Below are 16,742 nucleotides of genomic sequence, written 5' to 3'. Positions count from 1 at the left end.
ACTGCGCTCAGCATGACCCTCTTATAGCAACCGGCCGCAAACCCTAATACAGCGCCACCGAGCTGTCCACGCGCCGGCTCCAGGCATCAATGCCGCCGCGCAGGTTCAGCAGGTTAGTGTATTCGTGGCGGTGCTGCAGGTAGGCCAACGCCTGCATCGAGCGCACGCCGTGGTGGCAGATGAGCACCACGGGCCGGTCGTCGGGCACCTCGTTGGCGCGGGAGGCCAGCTCGCCCAGCGGAATCAAAAGGCTGCCCGCTATGCGGCAGAAGTCGAACTCTTCGGGCTGGCGCACGTCGATGAGCTGGAGGTTTTCGCCGCTTTGCAGGCGGGCGTGCAGGGCTTCGGGCGTGAGTTCGGGCAGCATCGATAGGCAGGGGAAAAGCGGAATCAGCCGTAAAATTACCCCGCCGCTGGTTAGCTTTGGCCAACCGGCCCCAAAAGGTGCCGGCGCAATTCACCAGCTGAAACGGAAGTGGAAGAGCTCTACAGATTCTGGACCGCGGCGGCCGGCAACGGTCCGCTCGAATGGGTGGCCGTGCTTACGGGCTTCGCCTGCGTGTGGCTGGCGGCCCGCGAGTCGCTTTGGAATTTCCCAGTGGCCATCGTCAGCTGCGGGCTGTTTGTGGTAGTGTACACGAAGGCTACGCTGTACTCCGATGTTTTTTTGCAGGTGGTGTTTATCGTGCTGGCCGCCGTGGGTTGGTACCAGTGGCTTTATAGGGGCCGCAACGCAGCTGAGCTACCTGTAACGCACACGCCTGTCCGCGAGTGGGCTGGCTGCGCGGCTTTCGTGGCGGCCTACACGCTGGCCGTGGGTTACTACCTGCTGCACCACACCGACGCTACGCTGCCGCACTGGGACGCCTTCACCACGGCCGGCAGCCTGGCAGGCCAGTTTCTGCTGATTCGTAAGCGCCTGGAAAATTGGTTTGTGTGGATAGTCGTCGATATTATTTTCGTGCCTATCCTGTGGTATAAACACTTATACGCAGTCAGCGCCCTCTATGCCCTCTACCTGGCCCTGGCCGTGTACGGCTACGTGGAGTGGCGCCGGGCCCTGCGAAAAAATGCCGCCCGCTCCCTACCTCTTCCTGCCTGACCTGCTATGACACAACCTTTCCGCCTCATGTTATCTGATTTTTCGATTTCCGAAACCGCCCGCTGATGCTGCGCGTGGCTCTTACCGGACCCGAATCGACGGGCAAAACCACCCTTAGCCGGCTGCTGGCCGAACACTTTCGCACCGCCTGGGCCCCCGAGTACGCCCGCGACTACCTCACGGCGCACGGCTCGGCCTATACCCTGGCCGATCTGGAGGAAATTGCCCGGGGCCAACTGCGAGCCGAGGTGCGGGCAGAAGCAGAAGCCCGGCGCCTGGGCCGGCCGCTGGTATTCTGCGACACGGATTTGCTGGTGATAAAAATCTGGGCCGAGCATGCTTTTGGCACTTGCCCCGACTGGATTCTGCGCCGCATCGCGCAACAACATTACGACCTGGTACTGCTACTCGCTGTGGACCTGCCCTGGGAGGCCGATCCGTTGCGCGAGCACCCACAGCCTGAGCACCGGGCCCACTTTTTCGCCCTCTACCAGCGCGAACTCCGCCACCAGTTGTCGAACTTTGTGGAAATAAGCGGCCCGCCCGTCCAGCGCTTCGAACAGGCCTGCTCGCATGTTAATGAGCTACTCCGCCAACAGCCCCAGACCCAATGAATGGCTCAGGAAACTTTCTGGAGCCGCTACCGTTTTTTGCCCGGTAACGTGTCGACTTATGACTAGAGCGCGCGGACAATTAGCGAGGAAAGCGGCCAAAAGCCAGTAACGCGAAGCGCTGCTTCGCAGCCGAGCGAAAGGCATGAACGAAAACCGCTCTTAAAGCCCGTGTAGACGGTCGCGAAGCAGCGCTTCGCGTTACAGCTTGCTAATTGTCCGCACGCTCTAGGTTAATGTCCTGCATAAGTTATTGATAATCAAATAAAAAATTGGTTGATTGCCAATGATGTATACCCTCGAAAACGAGCAGTGTCGCGTTCAGATAAATACCCTAGGGGCCGAGCTAACCAGCTTTGTCTACCTCGATGCTGCCGGCGAGCTGGAATACATCTGGCAGGCTGATCCGGCGCATTGGGGGCGGCACGCACCGGTTTTGTTCCCCATTGTCGGCCGCTTGCCCGACAACCAGTATCATCATCAGGGGCAGACGTACGAAATGGGGCAGCACGGTTTCGCCCGCGACCAGGAGTTTGCCCTGCTGCACCGTAGCGCCTTCGAGCTGACGTTTGAGCTGCGCGACGATGCCGCCAGCCGGGCAGTTTACCCGTTTGGGTTCGCGCTGCGCATCAGCTACCGGCTGGCCGGCACCACGCTCACGGTAGGCTGGGAGGTCGAAAACCCCGGCTCCGACGAGCTGCTGTTCAGCATCGGGGCGCACCCGGCCTTCCGCTGCCCGCTGCTGCCCGATGAGACGTTCGAAGACTACGAATTCGTATTCGACCATCCGGTCAGCCTCGACCGGCACCTGCTGCAAAACGGCCTGTTCAGTGGCGAAACCGCGCCGCTGCTGCGCCACGAAACAGTGCTGCCGCTCAGCTACGAGCTGTTTTCCCAGGATGCGCTGGTGTTTCAGCACTTCGATTTTACCAGCCTCACGCTGCGCAGCCGCCGCTCGGGCCACAGCGTGCGGGCCCGTTTCGACGGCTTCCCCTACCTGGGCCTCTGGACGGCGGGGGCGGGTGCCGAGTTCGTCTGCATTGAGCCCTGGCAGGGCCTGGCCGGCCACGTGGGCGGCCCCGTCGAGCTGGCCGACAAGCAGGGCATCCTCCGTCTGGAAGCCGGCCAGCAGTTTATCACTTCTTACAGCCTCACCGTTGCCTGATACCACCACTTCCGACATCACCATCCGGGCCATTGCGGCGGCCGATACCTACGAGCTGCGCCATCAGGTGCTGTGGCCGGGCGAGCCGGTAGCCTACATCAAGCTCGGCAACGACGAGGCCGGATTGCACTTCGGCGCATTCCGCAACGGCAAGCTTGTGTCGGTTATTTCGCTGTTTATTGATGGCAGCGTGGCCCGGTTTCGCAAGTTCGCCACCCGCCCCGACTGCCAGGGCCAGGGCATCGGCTCGCAGCTGCTGCGCCACGTCATCAACGAGGCCCGCCGCCACGGCGCCCGCCGCCTCTGGTGCGACGCCCGCGCCGTAAATGAGGCTTTCTACCGCGCCTTCAAGCTGGAGCCCGAAGGCAACCGCCTTTACCGCGGCACCGAGCCATACATTCTGATGGCCAGGGATTTGTAGTCGTCAGGGCTTAGGACTTAGAAAAAGAACGGTCATTCTGAGCGGAGCGAAGAATCTCGCGTGCAATGGTAACCCCTTACTAAAGAGTTACCATTGCACGCGAGATTCTTCGCTCCGCTCAGAATGACCGTTCTTTTTCTAAGTCCTAAGCCCTAAGTCCTAAGTCCCTAATCCCTAAAAGCTATCCACTCGGCGGCGGTTGTAGTCGGGTTCCCAGTCGTTGATGGGGCGGGAGATGCCGGGGGGCAGGTCGAAATCGGGCAGGCCGTCGTCGAGCGGTTCGCCGCCGCCGCTGTCGTCGTCGTTGCCGGGAGCCGGCGGGCGGCGGACGCGGCGGCCGGGCATCAGCAGGACAAAGGCGGCGAAAATAAGCGCGACGAGCATATACAGGAGGCTGGGAACGGACATGGCGCGGGAGGCTGAAGAGGGGCGGGAAGGGCTCCGGAACCGGACGGGCTATTTACTGCAACGGGCAGCCGCCCCACCTGGTTTCTGCCGGCGCCGGCTTGGGGGCCGCGACGCCGCAGCAGGCGGGGCGTATTTCTAAGATAGCTGATTGCCAGTAGAAAACGAAGCCGCCAGGCTTTTTTGCGCCGGCTGGCAGCGCCTGGCTGGCTGAAACCAGATTTCGCGGTGTACCTTCGCCGCAGAGTTTAGGGGTGCCCCAGGCTGCGCGACGAATAATCGGGCGGCAATAAGGCTGAGATCATACCCATTGAACCTGATCCGGGTAATGCCGGCGAAGGGAACAAACGATCCGCGAGCGAAAAGCCCGTGGGGCCGACCCCTGGCCCCGGGCCCGTTCCACTTTTTCATTTTTCACACTTGAAAACTGTATTGACCACCGGACTGGCCCTGTTGGGGCTATCGTCTGGCGTGGCCTGGGCCCAGGGGCCCGTGGCCGGCACCCTTACCGATGCCCGTACCGGCCAGCCGCTGCCCGGTGCCACCGTGCTGCTCGACGGCACGCCCAGCGGCGCCACCGACGCGGCCGGCGGCTTTAGCCTGCCCGCCGTACCGGCTGGTTCGCACGAGCTGCGCATCACGTTTGTCGGCTACGAACCCTTCGCGCAGACCCTGCAGGGCCAGGCCGGGGCCCAGCGCCTAGCGGCCCGGCTGCAGCCCGGCGGCGTGCTCACCGGCGACGCGCTGGTAACGGCCCAGCGCGCCTCCGACCGCACGGCCACAGCCTACACCAACCTCGGCAAGCAGGAGCTGGCCAAGCGTAATTTCGGCCAGGATTTGCCCTACCTGCTCGACCAGACGCCCTCGGTGGTAGTGACGTCGGATGCCGGGGCGGGGGTGGGCTACACCGATATCCGCATCCGGGGCACCAGCAACACGGGCATCAACATGACCGTCAACGGTATCCCGTTGAATGACGCTGAGTCGCACGGCTCGTTTCTGGTGAACCTGCCCGATCTGGCTTCGTCTATCAGCAGCCTGCAGGTGCAGCGCGGGGTGGGCACGAGCCAGAACGGCGGGGCGGCCTTCGGAGCCAGCCTCAACATCTCTACCCTCGACAACCGCCGCGAGGCCTACGGCGAAACCAGCAACTCATTCGGCTCCTTTAACACCTGGAAAAACACTGTGCAGTTCGGCACCGGCCTGCTGGGCCAGCATTTTATGGTAGATGGCCGCCTCTCGCGCATCAACACCGACGGCTACATGAACCGGGCGGCTTCAGATTTGAAGTCGTACTACCTGGCCGCGGGCTACCAGGCGAAGAATACGCTGGTGAAGTTCATCACCTTTTCGGGCCGCGAGAAAAGCTACCAGGCCTGGAACGGCGTGCCTGAACCGGGCATTACCGGCGACGCAGCTCTGCTCCAGCAGTTCATCGACAACGGCGAGCTGAGCCCGGATGATGCCGACCGGCTGCGCCGCGAAGGCCGCCGCTACAGCTCCTACACCTACGACAACCAGACCGACAACTACCAGCAGAACCACTACCAGCTGCACCTCTCGCAGGGCTTGGGCGACGACTGGAGCCTGGGCGCGGCCCTGCACCTGACCCGCGGCCTGGGCTACTACGAGAGCTTCCGGGCCAACCGCAAGCTGGCCAACTACCAGCTACCCAATATCACGCTCGGCGACACCACCATCAAGCGCACCGACCTGATTGACCGCAAGTACCTCGATAACTACTTCTACGGTGGCACCTTCGCGCTTAACTACCAGCCTAAAAGCAACGACCGGCTGCAGGCCACCGTGGGCGGCGCCTGGAACCGCTTTATCAATGACCACTACGGCGAGGTCATCTGGGCCCGGTTTGCCTCCACGGGCAACATCCGCCACCGCTACTACTTCAACGACGCCACCAAAACCGACTACAACGCCTACGCCCGCGCCACCTGGCAGCTGCTGCCCAAGCTGGGCGTGTACGCCGACGTGCAGCTGCGCCACATTGAATACAACATTGATGGGCTCGAAGACGACCAGAATGACGTGCGCACCCGCGCCCGCTACACCTTTTTCAACCCCAAAGCCGGCGCCACGTTCGCGCTTTCCGAGGGCCAGCAGCTGTACGCCAGCTTCGCGGTGGGCCAGCGCGAGCCGGTGCGTTCCGATTTCACTGACCGCCCGGCCGGCGACCAGGGGGCCAAAGCCGAGCGCCTGCACGACCTGGAGGCCGGCTACCGCCTGCGCCAGGCCGATGTGAACCTACTGGGCCCCGGTGGCTCGGTGAGCTTCGAGGCCAACTACTTCTACATGAACTACCGCAACCAGCTGGTAGCCACCGGCCAGCTCAACGACGTGGGCACGGCCCTGCGCACCAACGCCCCGCGCAGCTACCGTACCGGCCTGGAGCTGACCGGCGCAGCCGCGGCCCTGCAGAACCGCCTGAGCCTCAGCAGCACCCTCACGCTCAGCCGTAACCGCATCCTCGACTACCGCGCCGTTACCTACGATGCCGACTACAACCCCATAACCGCCGCCGAGGCCCGCACCACCACTATTTCCTACTCGCCCAGCGTGGTGTCGGCGCACACCCTCGAAGCCCAGCCGCTGGCCGCCGTGCCGGGCCTGCGGGCGGCGCTGCTCTACAAAACCGTCAGCCGCCAGTACCTCGACAACTCCACGAGCCAGGACCGCCGTATCCAGCCCTACCAGGTGCTCGATTTCCGGCTGCGCTACACCATCCGGCCCGCGTTCATGAAGGAAATCGAGCTGGGCCTGCTGGTCAACAACGTGCTCGACCGCCGCTACGCCGCCAACGGCTACACCTACGGCTACCCCGGCGCCGATGGCCGCCCGCAAACCTTCAACTGGTACTTCCCCCAGGCCACCCGTAACTTCCTGGTGTCGGTAGGCGCGAAGCTCTGATCACGGATGAGCACGGATTTTAGCAGATTTCACGGATTTTGTAGCCGGCCCGATTGTCAATTTTGAATCCGTTGCTCAGCAAAACAAAGAAGGCCACCTCAACCGAGGTGGCCTTCTTTAATCGACTACAAAATCCGTGAAATCCGCTAAAATCCGTGCCAATCAGTGATCAGATGATCAGGCGCACGCCGCCCAACTCGGAAATCTGGTAGGGGAACCGGTCGCCGGGGGAGCCGATGAACATGAAGTTTTTGGGTATGTTCCACTCGCGGGAGAGGCGGTCGATAAGCTCGGGGCCGAAGTGGCCGGGCATGGCCACGAAATCCACCCGAATCTGGTCATAGGCGCGGTCGAGCACCTCTATATCCTTGAGCAGCTCGGGCGAATAGGTTTCGCCCTCGCGCAGCAGCGTCACGATTTTGAGGCGGTTGGTAAACTCGTTTTCTACCACGTAGGCCATCACCTTGTTCAGGTTCGACACGTTGTCGCCCTTGGTGAAGAACACGAATTCCTGCTGGTGCAGCTCGCGGGTGGCCTTTTGCACCTGCAGGCGGCTGAAGCGCGACACGCCGGGGTATTTGTGGGCAAACGAGGTAGCGGCAGCCAGAATCAGCTCCAGAATAGACGCCCGGTTGAGCATGATGTACACGATGGCCATCGAGGGCAGGAAGTACTGCAGGAAGACAATCAGGAACTTGGGGTTCAGCTGCACGTTGCCGTATAGCGCTATCAACACGCTGATAAGGGCCACCGTAACCGTGAGAATACCGGCGTATATGGGGCGCGGCAGGTTGGGCCGCTTGCTCTTGAGCAGGAAGTTGCCGATGGCAAACAAGGCCATCACCGACAGAAACGAGATGGTGTACACGCCCGCCAGCGGCTTGATGTCGCCGTTGGTGATGAAGAGCACCGAAGAACAGAGCAGGAAAAAGGTAATCAGGATGATGTAGTTGCTCTGGCGGGCGTTTTCCTTGAGGAAGAACTGGGGCAGGATGCGGTCCAGGGCCATGCGTTTCATCAGGCCGCTTACGCCCACGAAACTCGTGAGCACGGCCCCGCTGAGCACGGCCACGGCATCAATCGAGATGAGCGTACCCAGCCACGGGCCGCCGGTAACCTCGCCCAGGTAGGCGAGCACCGTTTCGGAATGCTCGCCCACGCTAACTATCGGTAGCGCGGCAATGGCCAGAAAGGCAATAATCGGGTTGAAGAAACTGACCACCACCCACATATTGCGCAGCGTTTTGGGAAACACGCCGGCAGCCTGCTCCTCCACGAAGTTGGCCGAGCTTTCAAAACCCGAAATGCCCAGCATAGCCGCGCTGAAGCCAAAAAACAGGGCCGTAACCAGGCTGCCGCCGGGAATGGGAGCCGAGAAGTTCAGCGAGAACGTGCTCATGTCGTGGGTCAGCAAAAACCACACGGCCGTAACCACCAGCACCGTGAGCGTAGCCAGGTGAGTCAGGAAAATAGCCACGGCCACCTTCGCCGACTCCGAGATGCCCAGGATAGTGAGGGCCAGAAACAGGCCCAGCAGCGCCAGGGTGGCAAAATTGATGTTGAACCCGTCCCAGAGCGTGTGCAGGTAGTGCATGGCTTCGGCGGCCGAAATAACGGCGGTGGCCATGTACGAGAGGATGGTGAGACAGGCGGCCAGGGCGGCGTTGCGCTTGCTGGTGGTGTTGAGCAGCACGTTGTAGGCGCCGCCGTTGAGGGGCAGCGCGCCCACCACCTCACCGTAAATTTTACGGAACAGGAACAGCACTGCCGCCACCATCAGCAGGGCCACGAAGGCGTACTGCCCGGCGTAGGCAATGGCCAGGGCCGACACATAGAGGCAGGACGAGGAAATATCGTTGCCGCAAATGGCGGTGGCTTCCAGCTCGGTTAGTTTTTTGTGCTCACTCATATAAGGTAAGGGTAGGCCAGGCGATGGTAGGAATGAAGATGGGAACTGGTACGGAAAAAAAGGCCCGTCCGACGAACGGGCGATTTAAGGTACGGCTTTTTGGCCCTGGCCAGCCCGCAGGCCGGTGCCAAACCATCGGGTCGACCGCACGGTTCTACATTCGGAAAGCCTTATCTTTGAAGCTGATTCCCACTTTATAGCCCACCCCATATCATCCGCCATGTCTTCTGAAGCTGACGTACTCTCGCCCCAGGCCAAAGCCCATTCCGCCCAGCGCGGTTCTACCAACGCGGCCGGTTTCACCGATTACTTCGACCTCGACGGCCTGCTGACCGAGGAGCACAAGCTCATCCGCCAGAGCATTCGTGATTTCGTGAAAAAGGAAATCAGCCCCAACATCGAGAAGTGGGCCCAGCAGGCGCACTTTCCCAGCGAAATCGTGCGCAAGTTCGGCGACGTGGGCGCGTTCGGCCCCACCATCCCCACCGAGTACGGCGGCGGCGGCCTCGACTACATCAGCTACGGCCTGATTATGCAGGAAATTGAGCGCGGCGACTCCGGTATGCGCTCCACGGCCTCGGTGCAGGGGTCGTTGGTGATGTTCCCCATCTACGCCTACGGCTCGGAGGAGCAGCGCCGCAAGTTCCTGCCCAAACTGGCCAGCGGCGAGTGGCTCGGCTGCTTCGGCCTGACCGAGCCCGACCACGGCTCGAACCCCGGCGGCATGGTTACGCGCATCGAAGACAAGGGCGACTACTACCTGCTCAACGGCGCCAAGCTCTGGATTTCCAACTCGCCCGAGTGTCAGGTGGCCGTAGTGTGGGCCAAAAACGAGGAGGGCCGTATCAAGGGCCTTATCGTGGAGCGCGGCATGGAAGGCTTCACGACGCCCGAAATCCACAACAAGTGGAGCCTGCGCGCCAGCACCACCGGCGAGCTGGTATTCGACAACGTGAAGGTGCCCAAGGAAAACCTGCTGCCCAACATCGACGGCCTCAAAGGCCCCCTGGGCTGCCTCGACTCGGCCCGCTTCGGCATTGCCTGGGGCGCCATCGGCGTGGCCATTGACTGCTACGAGTCGGCCCTGAAATACAGCCTGGAGCGCGAGCAGTTCGGCAAGCCGATTGCCGCTTTCCAGCTCCAGCAGAAAAAGCTGGCCGAAATGATTACTGAAATCACTAAGGCCCAACTGATGGTATGGCGCCTGGGCGTGCTCAAAAACGAAGGCAAAGCCACCAGCGCCCAGATTTCGATGGCCAAGCGCAACTCGGTAGAAATTGCCCTGCACATCGCCCGCGAAGCCCGCCAGATTCACGGCGGCATGGGCATCACGGGCGAGTACCCCATCATGCGCCACATGATGAACCTCGAATCGGTCCTCACCTACGAAGGCACCCACGACATCCACCTGCTGATTACGGGCGCCGATATTACGGGCATTCAGGCGTTCAAGTAAGCGCAGAAGTTGCGTAAATTCAAACGGCCGTTCTGGAAACAGGGCGGCCGTTTTTTAATGCTGCTTGATTATGCTTAGAGTGTTATCTGTTTTAATAATGCTAACCAGTTCTTTTGTTGCAGCTGCTCAAGCACCCAGCAAGCAATTCTACGAACTTGCCGATGGAATATTAGGTGGTTTACAGTCACAGGCAGTTTCTCGGTTGGAGAAAGGCGATGATGGCTATTACCATTGGCGTAATGCTCCTACAGATATTTCAACCGTACGCCTTCTGCTGCTAAACCACGCATACAGTGATAGCCATGTTTCTGAGGGATTCATATCGGCTAAGCAGGGCACTGAAGAATACTCGATACTGCGTAAATATTTTTCAGAAAGAGACATTGCCTCATTTCGGCAGCAACTACCGGCGGCCCATAGCTTCATGTTTGATCAGGCTTATATAAAGTATGATTGGGTGCATGTCATAAACCAGGATACGATCCGAGCTATTGATGGTAGGACGTCAAAGAAGGGGCAAATAGTATCATTAGATCCTAGAGGAGACTATCTTTCAACGCACTATGGTAACTGGCAACTATTCAGTATTTCCGGAATGCTATTTTCTGAGGATGGCAAGCGGGCAATGGTCGAAGTTGGATACGGGACTAGTATGGATGTGTGGATATATGAGAAGATAAAGGGCCAATGGCGCAAGAAAGTCGCTATCTACTCGATGGTTGAGTAGAAAGGCCATTTCAGTGTTGTGAGTGCCTTTTAAAGTGAGAAAACGCGTTGCCTTACCGCAACTCGTCAAATGCATACTGGCCCGTACTCCAGAACTCGTCCAACGCCATCAGCCGGGGCTTGAAGAAGGGAATGAGCCGGGGCCAGTCGTCGCGGGAGAACAGGTTGGCGGGGCGCAGCTCCTGGTAGATGCGGGCCAGCGGCTGGCCACTTTCGTTGACGGCGGCCGGCTCCCAGGTCCAGGTTTCGCCGGTGGCTTCTTCCAGCATCGGCCGTAGCTCCCGAAACTGCTCGAAGAACAGCTCCCGCAGGCCTTCATCGGGGTGGGTGATTTCGATGGCTATGGTGGCGTGGCGGTTGTCGGCGTGCAGGCGGAAGTACACGTGCTTGAGGCCGGTTTTGTAGTTCATCCAGTTCACCGGCCCGCCGTCGGCCGAGGGTACGGGCTGCATGTACTGGCCCAGCGTGGTCCAGAAGGCCTGGCGGAGCTGGGTGGCTTCGGTCTTGCTATACATAGGGGAGTAGAGTCGGGAGGCTGGCAAAGGGGCCGGCCGAAGCAGTGGAAACGCGGCTCGTGGCGGCAGGTTGCGCGACCCGCAGTGGCGGAAACTAGTTTTGCTGCGTAGTTTAGGGCCTCACTACGCTTTCCTGCTCCATGCCCACTTCTGCCCCCGCTACTTCTTTGGTGCTATTAGAATGTCTCGTGGCTGGCACCACCCACCGTCCCGGCCTGCGCGAGTTCGAGCCGAAACTCAAGCCCGGCCAACCCCTGGCCCTGACCCGCGAAGCCGACAGCTCCTACGACGACTGGGCCGTTAAGGTGCTCACTACCGGCCCCGGCGAGGAGTTCTGGCTGGGCTACCTGCCCGAAGGCCGCAACGAAACCGTCGCCCGCCTGCTCGACGCCGGCTATCCGCTTTCGGCCCGCCTCACCCACAAAGCCTGGGAAGACGAATGGCTGCACCTGGAAATTGAAGTGCTGCTGGAGCGATAAGAAGCGTATTTTGAGTACATAAAACGCCGGTCATTCAGAGCGCAGCGAAGAATCTCGCGTGCTAAAGTAATTCCTTACGGCAAGGTTACCATTGCACGCGAGATTCTTCGCTGCGCTCTGAATGACCGTTCTTATACAGCCCAACGCCAACAGTTCAACACCTACAGCAAATCAGCCAGGGCCAGCACCTGCTGCCGGGCCTGCTCGATTTCGGGGTGGTCGGGGAAGTGCTGCTGCACCCACTGCGTAAAGCCGCTCACGATGCTGCCCACGGCCTCGCGGTTGCTGGCCGGCGCCGGCTCGCTGGCCCGGCGCTCCTCGTCGGATAGGGTCGGGAAAGCGTCTTCCAGCCCAATCTGGCTCATCAAATCCGACACGAACACCATGCCGCACACCTGTAGGGCCTGGTAGAGCTGCACCACTTCGGGCATGCTGAGCGCCAGTGGCTCGTGGGCCTGGGCGTGGCCGAGCCGGGCAATAAGGGGCTCCAGGGCGGCGGGCTGCAAGTGAGGCAGCGCCCGCACAGCCCGCGCAAACGGGTGGTCGGTGTCCTGGGGCAGACTCACGGCCAGCAGCAGCGCCAGGCGCATAATGTGCAGCTGCGGCGGCAACGGCTTCAGCTCGGCCACGGGCCGCGCCGCCGAATGCGCGGCCAGCAGCCCGGCAAACGCTTCCTCTACTGCCAGCCGATGCAGGCCCAGCGAGGCCACGCCCGCCGGAGTGGGCAGGTTTTCTTCCAGCTGCCCCAGAAAAGCGCCGCTCAGCTGCTGGCAATAAGTAACTAGCTCTTCCAGCTGCTCCTCGCTGATGCCCATAGCCCGTTGCACGTAGGTTAGCACCGGCGCGGCCAGGCTGGTTTCCAGCGTCAGGCCGCCCAGCAGCAGCAGGTGGTACACGGCCAGCGGCTCCTGCTGCAATGCGGCCAGCAGCTGGTTGTGGCTGGCTATGCCGTTGAGCCGCTGCACGATGGCCGCGTCGAGGCTGGTGAGTTGGCGCAGGCGGATAGTGGCGGGCGTAGCGGGGCGGCTCAGCAGCTCCAGCGCGGCCATACCGTGCAGGTTTAGCGTGTGGGTGAGTTGCTCGTAGAAATCGGTTGGTAGAGCAGCGAGCCAGGAATCGGAAGCAGGCATAAACGACGGGGCGAATTGAGGCGGCAAGTTACGGTCTGGGGTTGTTGGTTGGGCCCCGCGGAACGCCGAAGCGCGCTACTGAGTGCGTACGCAAGCTGCAATTGCTAATAAAATTAGTTGTATTCAGATAACAAGGTATTTTTTGCTAAAGAAGGCACCAAGGCCGGCGGCAAAGTGTTACCTTTCGACACGACGAATTACTGCCAGACCTATGCGCGAACCGCTCCTGACGGGTGACACCGACCACTACGACGCCACCGACAAAGACATTGACAAGGCCCTGCGGCCGCTTTCCTTCGACGATTTCGCTGGCCAGGAAAAAGTAGTAGAAAACCTGAAGGTGTTCGTGGCCGCCGCCAAGCGCCGCGGCGACGCCCTCGACCACGTATTGCTCCACGGCCCTCCCGGCCTGGGTAAAACCACGCTCTCGCACATCATCGCCAACGAGCTGGAATCGGGCATCAAAATGACCTCGGGCCCGGTGCTCGACAAGCCTTCCGACCTGGCCGGCCTGCTCACCAACCTGGAGCCCCACGATGTGCTCTTCATCGATGAAATCCACCGCCTCAACCCGGTAGTGGAGGAGTACCTGTACTCGGCGATGGAAGATTACCGCATCGACATCATGCTCGATTCTGGCCCCAACGCCCGCTCGGTCCAGATTTCGCTCTCGCCCTTCACCCTCATCGGGGCCACCACGCGCTCGGGCATGCTCACGGCGCCGCTGCGGGCCCGCTTCGGCATCAGCTCGCGCCTCGAGTACTACGATGCCAAGCTGCTGACCAGCATCGTGGGCCGCTCGGCCGAAATTCTGGCCACGCCCATTGATGATGAGGCAGCCTACGAAATTGCCCGCCGCTCGCGCGGCACCCCGCGTATTGCCAACAACCTGCTGCGCCGCACCCGCGACTTTGCCCAGATTAAGGGCAACGGCACCATTACTCAGGACATTGCCCAGTTTGCCCTGGCGGCCCTCGACGTGGATGCCCGCGGCCTCGACGACATGGACAAGCGCATCTTAACGACCATAATCGATAAGTTCAAGGGCGGCCCCGTGGGCATCAGCACCATTGCCACGGCCTGCGGCGAGGAAGGCGAAACCATCGAGGAGGTGTACGAGCCCTTCCTGATTCAGGAGGGCTACCTCAAGCGCACCAGCCGGGGCCGCGAGGCCACCGAAGCTGCCTACGAGCACCTGGGCCGCCCCATGCCCCAGCACCTGCGCGGCAACTCGGCCACGGGCGAGTTGTTTAGCTGAAACGGCAAAGAAAAACCGTCATCCTGAGCGGAGTGAAGGACTTTACCATGCTGGGGCAACTGTAGTAGCAGTTCCAGTCTGGTCAGGTCTTTCGCGCCGCTCAGGATGACGTATTTTTGCGGTTCTCTAAGCCCGATAGCCATGCTGCCCACTGCCCATTACACTGCTTTTATCAAACGCCGGGCGGCGGAGCTTGGCTTTATGTACTGCGGCATTTCGGAAGCGGGTTTTCTCGAAGAAGAAGCGCCCCGGCTCGAAAACTGGCTCAATAAGAACATGCACGGCCAGATGGCCTACATGGCCAACCACTTCGACAAGCGCCTCGACCCCCGCCTGCTCGTGGATGGGGCCAAATCGGTGATTTCGCTGCTGCTCAATTACTACCCGCCCGAGGAAACCCAGCAGCCCGACGACACGCTCAAAGTCAGCAAGTACGCCTACGGGCGCGACTACCACTTCGTCATCAAGGATAAGCTCAAGGAACTGCTGCACGATATGCAGCAGGAAATAGGGGAGGTGGGCGGCCGCTGCTTCGTCGATTCGGCTCCGGTGATGGATAAGGCCTGGGCCAAAAAGAGCGGCCTGGGCTGGGTGGGCAAAAACGCCAACCTGATTACGCCCGGCACCGGCTCGTTCTACTTCATTGCCGAGCTGATTGTGGACGTACCGCTCGACTACGACGGCCCCATCAAGGACTACTGCGGCACCTGCACCAAGTGCGTGGATGCCTGCCCCACCCAGGCCATCACCGAGCCCTACGTAGTAGATGGCAGCAAGTGCATCAGCTACTTCACCATCGAGCTCAAAGACCAGATTCCGCGGGAGGTAGCGGGCCAGTTCGGCAACTGGGTGTTCGGCTGCGACATCTGCCAGGATGTGTGCCCCTGGAACCGTTTCGCCAAGCCCCACCAGGAACCGCAGTTCAATCCGCACCCCGCCCTGAAAGACCTGACGCGGGGCGACTGGCAGGAAATTACCCACGAGCTGTTTTCGGAGCTCTTCCGGCAGTCGGCCGTGAAACGTACCGGCTACGCGGGATTGCAGCGCAACATCCGGTTCGTAACCGGCGGGGAGTAGCGGAAAGCAGCAGGAGGCATAGAGCCAAAAACCAGACAGCCGGCAACACAAGGGCCGGGCAGCGCTACCTGTTGGTGCGGTGCCCGGCCCTTGTGTTGCCGGTTGCTTAACGTAAGCTTGCGGGATGGGTGGTTAGCCTAAGGTCGGCTTACCGAATACGCGGTTCAGGAGACGGTGGTAAATCCTGGAAAACTGCTGGTAGCACCAGGCTTTGAGTTCCAGCAGATCGGCGGGTACCAGGTTCCGCAGGGCTTTGCGCAGTTCCTTCTCAAAAAGGATTTTGTCGAAGCTGACTTTCAGCAGAATGGTTTTGGCATACTCCAACATGGCGTTGAATAATTTTAGGTGGGAAGGGTGGGAAAGAACGGGGAATAAGATGGTGGAAGAATGAATTTGACCAGGTGGGCAGCCCCTTGTACGGAAGCTGTAAAAAAAGGCTGAACACTGCCTGGGACCAGTGTGCCGCCTTTCTTGAAAGATACAAAAAAATGCCCGCCGGATGCAAGTCGCCTGACTGGAAACTGCGGCGGCCGGCTGGGCTAAAACGCACAGCAGGAGCGTGAAACCCACGCTCCTGCTGCAAAAATTGCGGTTACGGTCTGGCCGCCAGCCCCAAATTTAATACGTGAACAATGCTACCACATTAATGGCCACAACTGCATCGGCGGGCTCATCAAACGCCTCGGCCACCTTGCGCAGAATGGCCTCCGGGCTCAGGGGCGGAGTTGCTACGTTGATGGGCAGCGTCGAATCGAAGGGCACCGAAACCAGCGGGCCCAGGTCTCCGTTGGCGGCGCTGGTGTTGTAGGTCTGGATGATGTTCGACTCGCCCTCGTAAACGCGCGCCACGGCCGCGGGGGGCGTGGCCAGGGGGGCGTCGTCGGGGCTGATCCAGCTTTTCACCACTGCGCCGCGCTGCCGCCGTAGCGTACGCAGGTGCGCGGCGTGGCGGGCCTCGGCCGAGTGGCTGCGCAGCAGCGTCTCGATCAGGTAAGCATCGGAGCCCACAAACTCGACCTGGCTTTTATACACCCGCACGGCCAGGTCCTTAAGCACCTGGGCCACTAGCAGGAAGGTGTCGGGGTTGGTCTGGATATCGGGGTAGAGGGCGGGCTTGGTGCCGTTTTTACTGCCCGTGAAATCGTAGCGCGGCGCGGCTGGCAGCGTGGCTCCGCCGTCGGTAATCAGCTGCGAAAACAACGTAATGCGCTGCGTTTCCTGCTGCTGAATAACCTGGAGGCCGGCTTTTTCGGTGGCCGTAAGGGGCAGGGCCGCGTAGCCGGGCACCAGGCCCAGGGCCCGCGAGTACAGCTCGTTGCCCAGGGCGGCCAACTGGCGCGTCAATAGCAGCACATCGAGGCGGGTACGGGTATCGAGCGTGCCGGCAGTAGCTGGCTGGCTGAGGGCGCTCAGCAGCAGACCCGGCAGCAAAGCGGTGCCGGCCTGGCCCAGCCGGCCTAGGGCAGCGCGGCGCGGCGCCGCCGTGTGGGGCGCGGCAGAAGTCGAATCGAGGTCGGCCAACCGGGCCAGCAAATTCAGAAAGTCCATGAGATAGGTAAAGCGGAG

General features: G+C 61.0%; 17 protein-coding genes and 1 riboswitch. Of the genes, 10 read left to right on the top strand and 7 right to left on the bottom strand.

Translation table 11 applies throughout. The features are described 5' to 3' along the window. Nucleotides 1-43 precede the first annotated feature (43 nt). Entirely contained in the window at nucleotides 44-367 is a 324-nt protein-coding gene (locus BMY67_RS13675; RefSeq protein ID WP_092772500.1) for a rhodanese-like domain-containing protein, read from the bottom strand. A 108-nt stretch (nucleotides 368-475) separates the two neighbouring features. On the opposite strand from BMY67_RS13675, the gene pnuC reads away from it, so the two are divergent. The 4 genes from pnuC (at nucleotide 476) to BMY67_RS13655 (ending at nucleotide 3,299) form a co-directional block, all read left to right on the top strand. Beyond that, nucleotides 476-1,102 (top strand): nicotinamide riboside transporter PnuC, encoded by a 627-nt coding sequence (gene pnuC / locus BMY67_RS13670; protein ID WP_092772498.1) that lies wholly within the window; start codon nucleotides 476-478, stop codon nucleotides 1,100-1,102. 65 nt (nucleotides 1,103-1,167) lie between these two features. After that, nucleotides 1,168-1,716: an AAA family ATPase gene (locus BMY67_RS13665; RefSeq protein WP_092772496.1), complete on the top strand. Its 549-nt coding sequence runs from the start codon at nucleotides 1,168-1,170 to the stop codon at nucleotides 1,714-1,716. Nucleotides 1,717-1,999: 283 nt separating this feature from the next. After that, nucleotides 2,000-2,878 carry an aldose 1-epimerase family protein gene (locus tag BMY67_RS13660; protein WP_092772494.1) on the top strand — a complete coding sequence of 293 codons (879 nt, stop codon included), beginning with the start codon at nucleotides 2,000-2,002 and terminating at the stop codon, nucleotides 2,876-2,878. After that, entirely contained in the window at nucleotides 2,871-3,299 is a 429-nt protein-coding gene (locus BMY67_RS13655; RefSeq protein ID WP_092772492.1) for a GNAT family N-acetyltransferase, read from the top strand. Before BMY67_RS13660 ends, BMY67_RS13655 begins: the two co-directional genes overlap by 8 nt. Nucleotides 3,300-3,473: 174 nt before the next feature. Here BMY67_RS13655 and BMY67_RS13650 read toward each other — a convergent pair whose 3' ends face one another. Further along, nucleotides 3,474-3,707 (bottom strand): hypothetical protein, encoded by a 234-nt coding sequence (locus tag BMY67_RS13650; protein ID WP_092772490.1) that lies wholly within the window; start codon nucleotides 3,705-3,707, stop codon nucleotides 3,474-3,476. Between the two features lie 237 nt (nucleotides 3,708-3,944). After that, a riboswitch (TPP riboswitch) is annotated at nucleotides 3,945-4,066 on the top strand. A gap of 58 nt (nucleotides 4,067-4,124) precedes the next feature. On the opposite strand from BMY67_RS13650, the gene BMY67_RS13645 reads away from it, so the two are divergent. Beyond that, nucleotides 4,125-6,626 carry a TonB-dependent receptor gene (locus BMY67_RS13645; RefSeq protein WP_092772488.1) on the top strand — a complete coding sequence of 834 codons (2,502 nt, stop codon included), beginning with the start codon at nucleotides 4,125-4,127 and terminating at the stop codon, nucleotides 6,624-6,626. A gap of 169 nt (nucleotides 6,627-6,795) precedes the next feature. Here BMY67_RS13645 and BMY67_RS13640 read toward each other — a convergent pair whose 3' ends face one another. After that, complete coding sequence (locus tag BMY67_RS13640) at nucleotides 6,796-8,535, bottom strand: APC family permease (protein ID WP_092772486.1); 1,740 nt, start codon at nucleotides 8,533-8,535, stop codon at nucleotides 6,796-6,798. A gap of 220 nt (nucleotides 8,536-8,755) precedes the next feature. Here BMY67_RS13640 and BMY67_RS13635 point away from each other — a divergent pair, with 220 nt between their 5' ends. Both BMY67_RS13635 and BMY67_RS19020 read left to right on the top strand, forming a co-directional pair. Then, the gene (locus BMY67_RS13635) at nucleotides 8,756-9,991 is read left to right on the top strand and encodes an acyl-CoA dehydrogenase family protein (protein WP_245745048.1); all 1,236 of its coding nucleotides are present in this window, start codon (nucleotides 8,756-8,758) and stop codon (nucleotides 9,989-9,991) included. 70 nt (nucleotides 9,992-10,061) lie between these two features. Next, nucleotides 10,062-10,718: a hypothetical protein gene (locus tag BMY67_RS19020; protein WP_177189832.1), complete on the top strand. Its 657-nt coding sequence runs from the start codon at nucleotides 10,062-10,064 to the stop codon at nucleotides 10,716-10,718. A gap of 52 nt (nucleotides 10,719-10,770) precedes the next feature. On the opposite strand, the gene BMY67_RS13625 is transcribed toward BMY67_RS19020, so the two are convergent. Further along, a complete protein-coding gene (locus tag BMY67_RS13625) occupies nucleotides 10,771-11,232 on the bottom strand; it encodes a DUF4268 domain-containing protein (RefSeq protein ID WP_092772482.1) in 462 nt (153 codons plus the stop codon). A gap of 140 nt (nucleotides 11,233-11,372) precedes the next feature. Between BMY67_RS13625 and BMY67_RS13620 the strand changes: the two genes are divergently transcribed. After that, nucleotides 11,373-11,711 carry an HIRAN domain-containing protein gene (locus BMY67_RS13620; protein WP_092772480.1) on the top strand — a complete coding sequence of 113 codons (339 nt, stop codon included), beginning with the start codon at nucleotides 11,373-11,375 and terminating at the stop codon, nucleotides 11,709-11,711. Nucleotides 11,712-11,872: 161 nt separating this feature from the next. Here BMY67_RS13620 and BMY67_RS13615 read toward each other — a convergent pair whose 3' ends face one another. Beyond that, the gene (locus tag BMY67_RS13615) at nucleotides 11,873-12,841 is read right to left on the bottom strand and encodes a hypothetical protein (protein ID WP_092772478.1); all 969 of its coding nucleotides are present in this window, start codon (nucleotides 12,839-12,841) and stop codon (nucleotides 11,873-11,875) included. A gap of 211 nt (nucleotides 12,842-13,052) precedes the next feature. Between BMY67_RS13615 and ruvB the strand changes: the two genes are divergently transcribed. After that, nucleotides 13,053-14,099, top strand: coding sequence for a Holliday junction branch migration DNA helicase RuvB (gene ruvB, locus BMY67_RS13610; protein ID WP_092772475.1), 1,047 nt, complete (start codon nucleotides 13,053-13,055; stop codon nucleotides 14,097-14,099). A 141-nt stretch (nucleotides 14,100-14,240) separates the two neighbouring features. Next, entirely contained in the window at nucleotides 14,241-15,176 is a 936-nt protein-coding gene (queG, locus tag BMY67_RS13605) for a tRNA epoxyqueuosine(34) reductase QueG (RefSeq protein ID WP_092772472.1), read from the top strand. Between the two features lie 132 nt (nucleotides 15,177-15,308). On the opposite strand, the gene BMY67_RS13600 is transcribed toward queG, so the two are convergent. Next, nucleotides 15,309-15,503, bottom strand: a complete 195-nt coding sequence (locus BMY67_RS13600; protein ID WP_092772470.1) for a hypothetical protein — start codon at nucleotides 15,501-15,503, stop codon at nucleotides 15,309-15,311. 291 nt (nucleotides 15,504-15,794) lie between these two features. After that, nucleotides 15,795-16,724 carry a ferritin-like domain-containing protein gene (locus BMY67_RS13595; RefSeq protein WP_092772468.1) on the bottom strand — a complete coding sequence of 310 codons (930 nt, stop codon included), beginning with the start codon at nucleotides 16,722-16,724 and terminating at the stop codon, nucleotides 15,795-15,797. Nucleotides 16,725-16,742: the final 18 nt, after the last annotated feature.

Origin of the sequence: Hymenobacter actinosclerus, from assembly GCF_900111515.1 — a bacterium.
GTDB lineage: Bacteria > Bacteroidota > Bacteroidia > Cytophagales > Hymenobacteraceae > Hymenobacter > Hymenobacter actinosclerus.
Note: the sequence above shows the minus strand (reverse complement) of the source record. Positions and strands in the feature narration are given on the sequence as shown.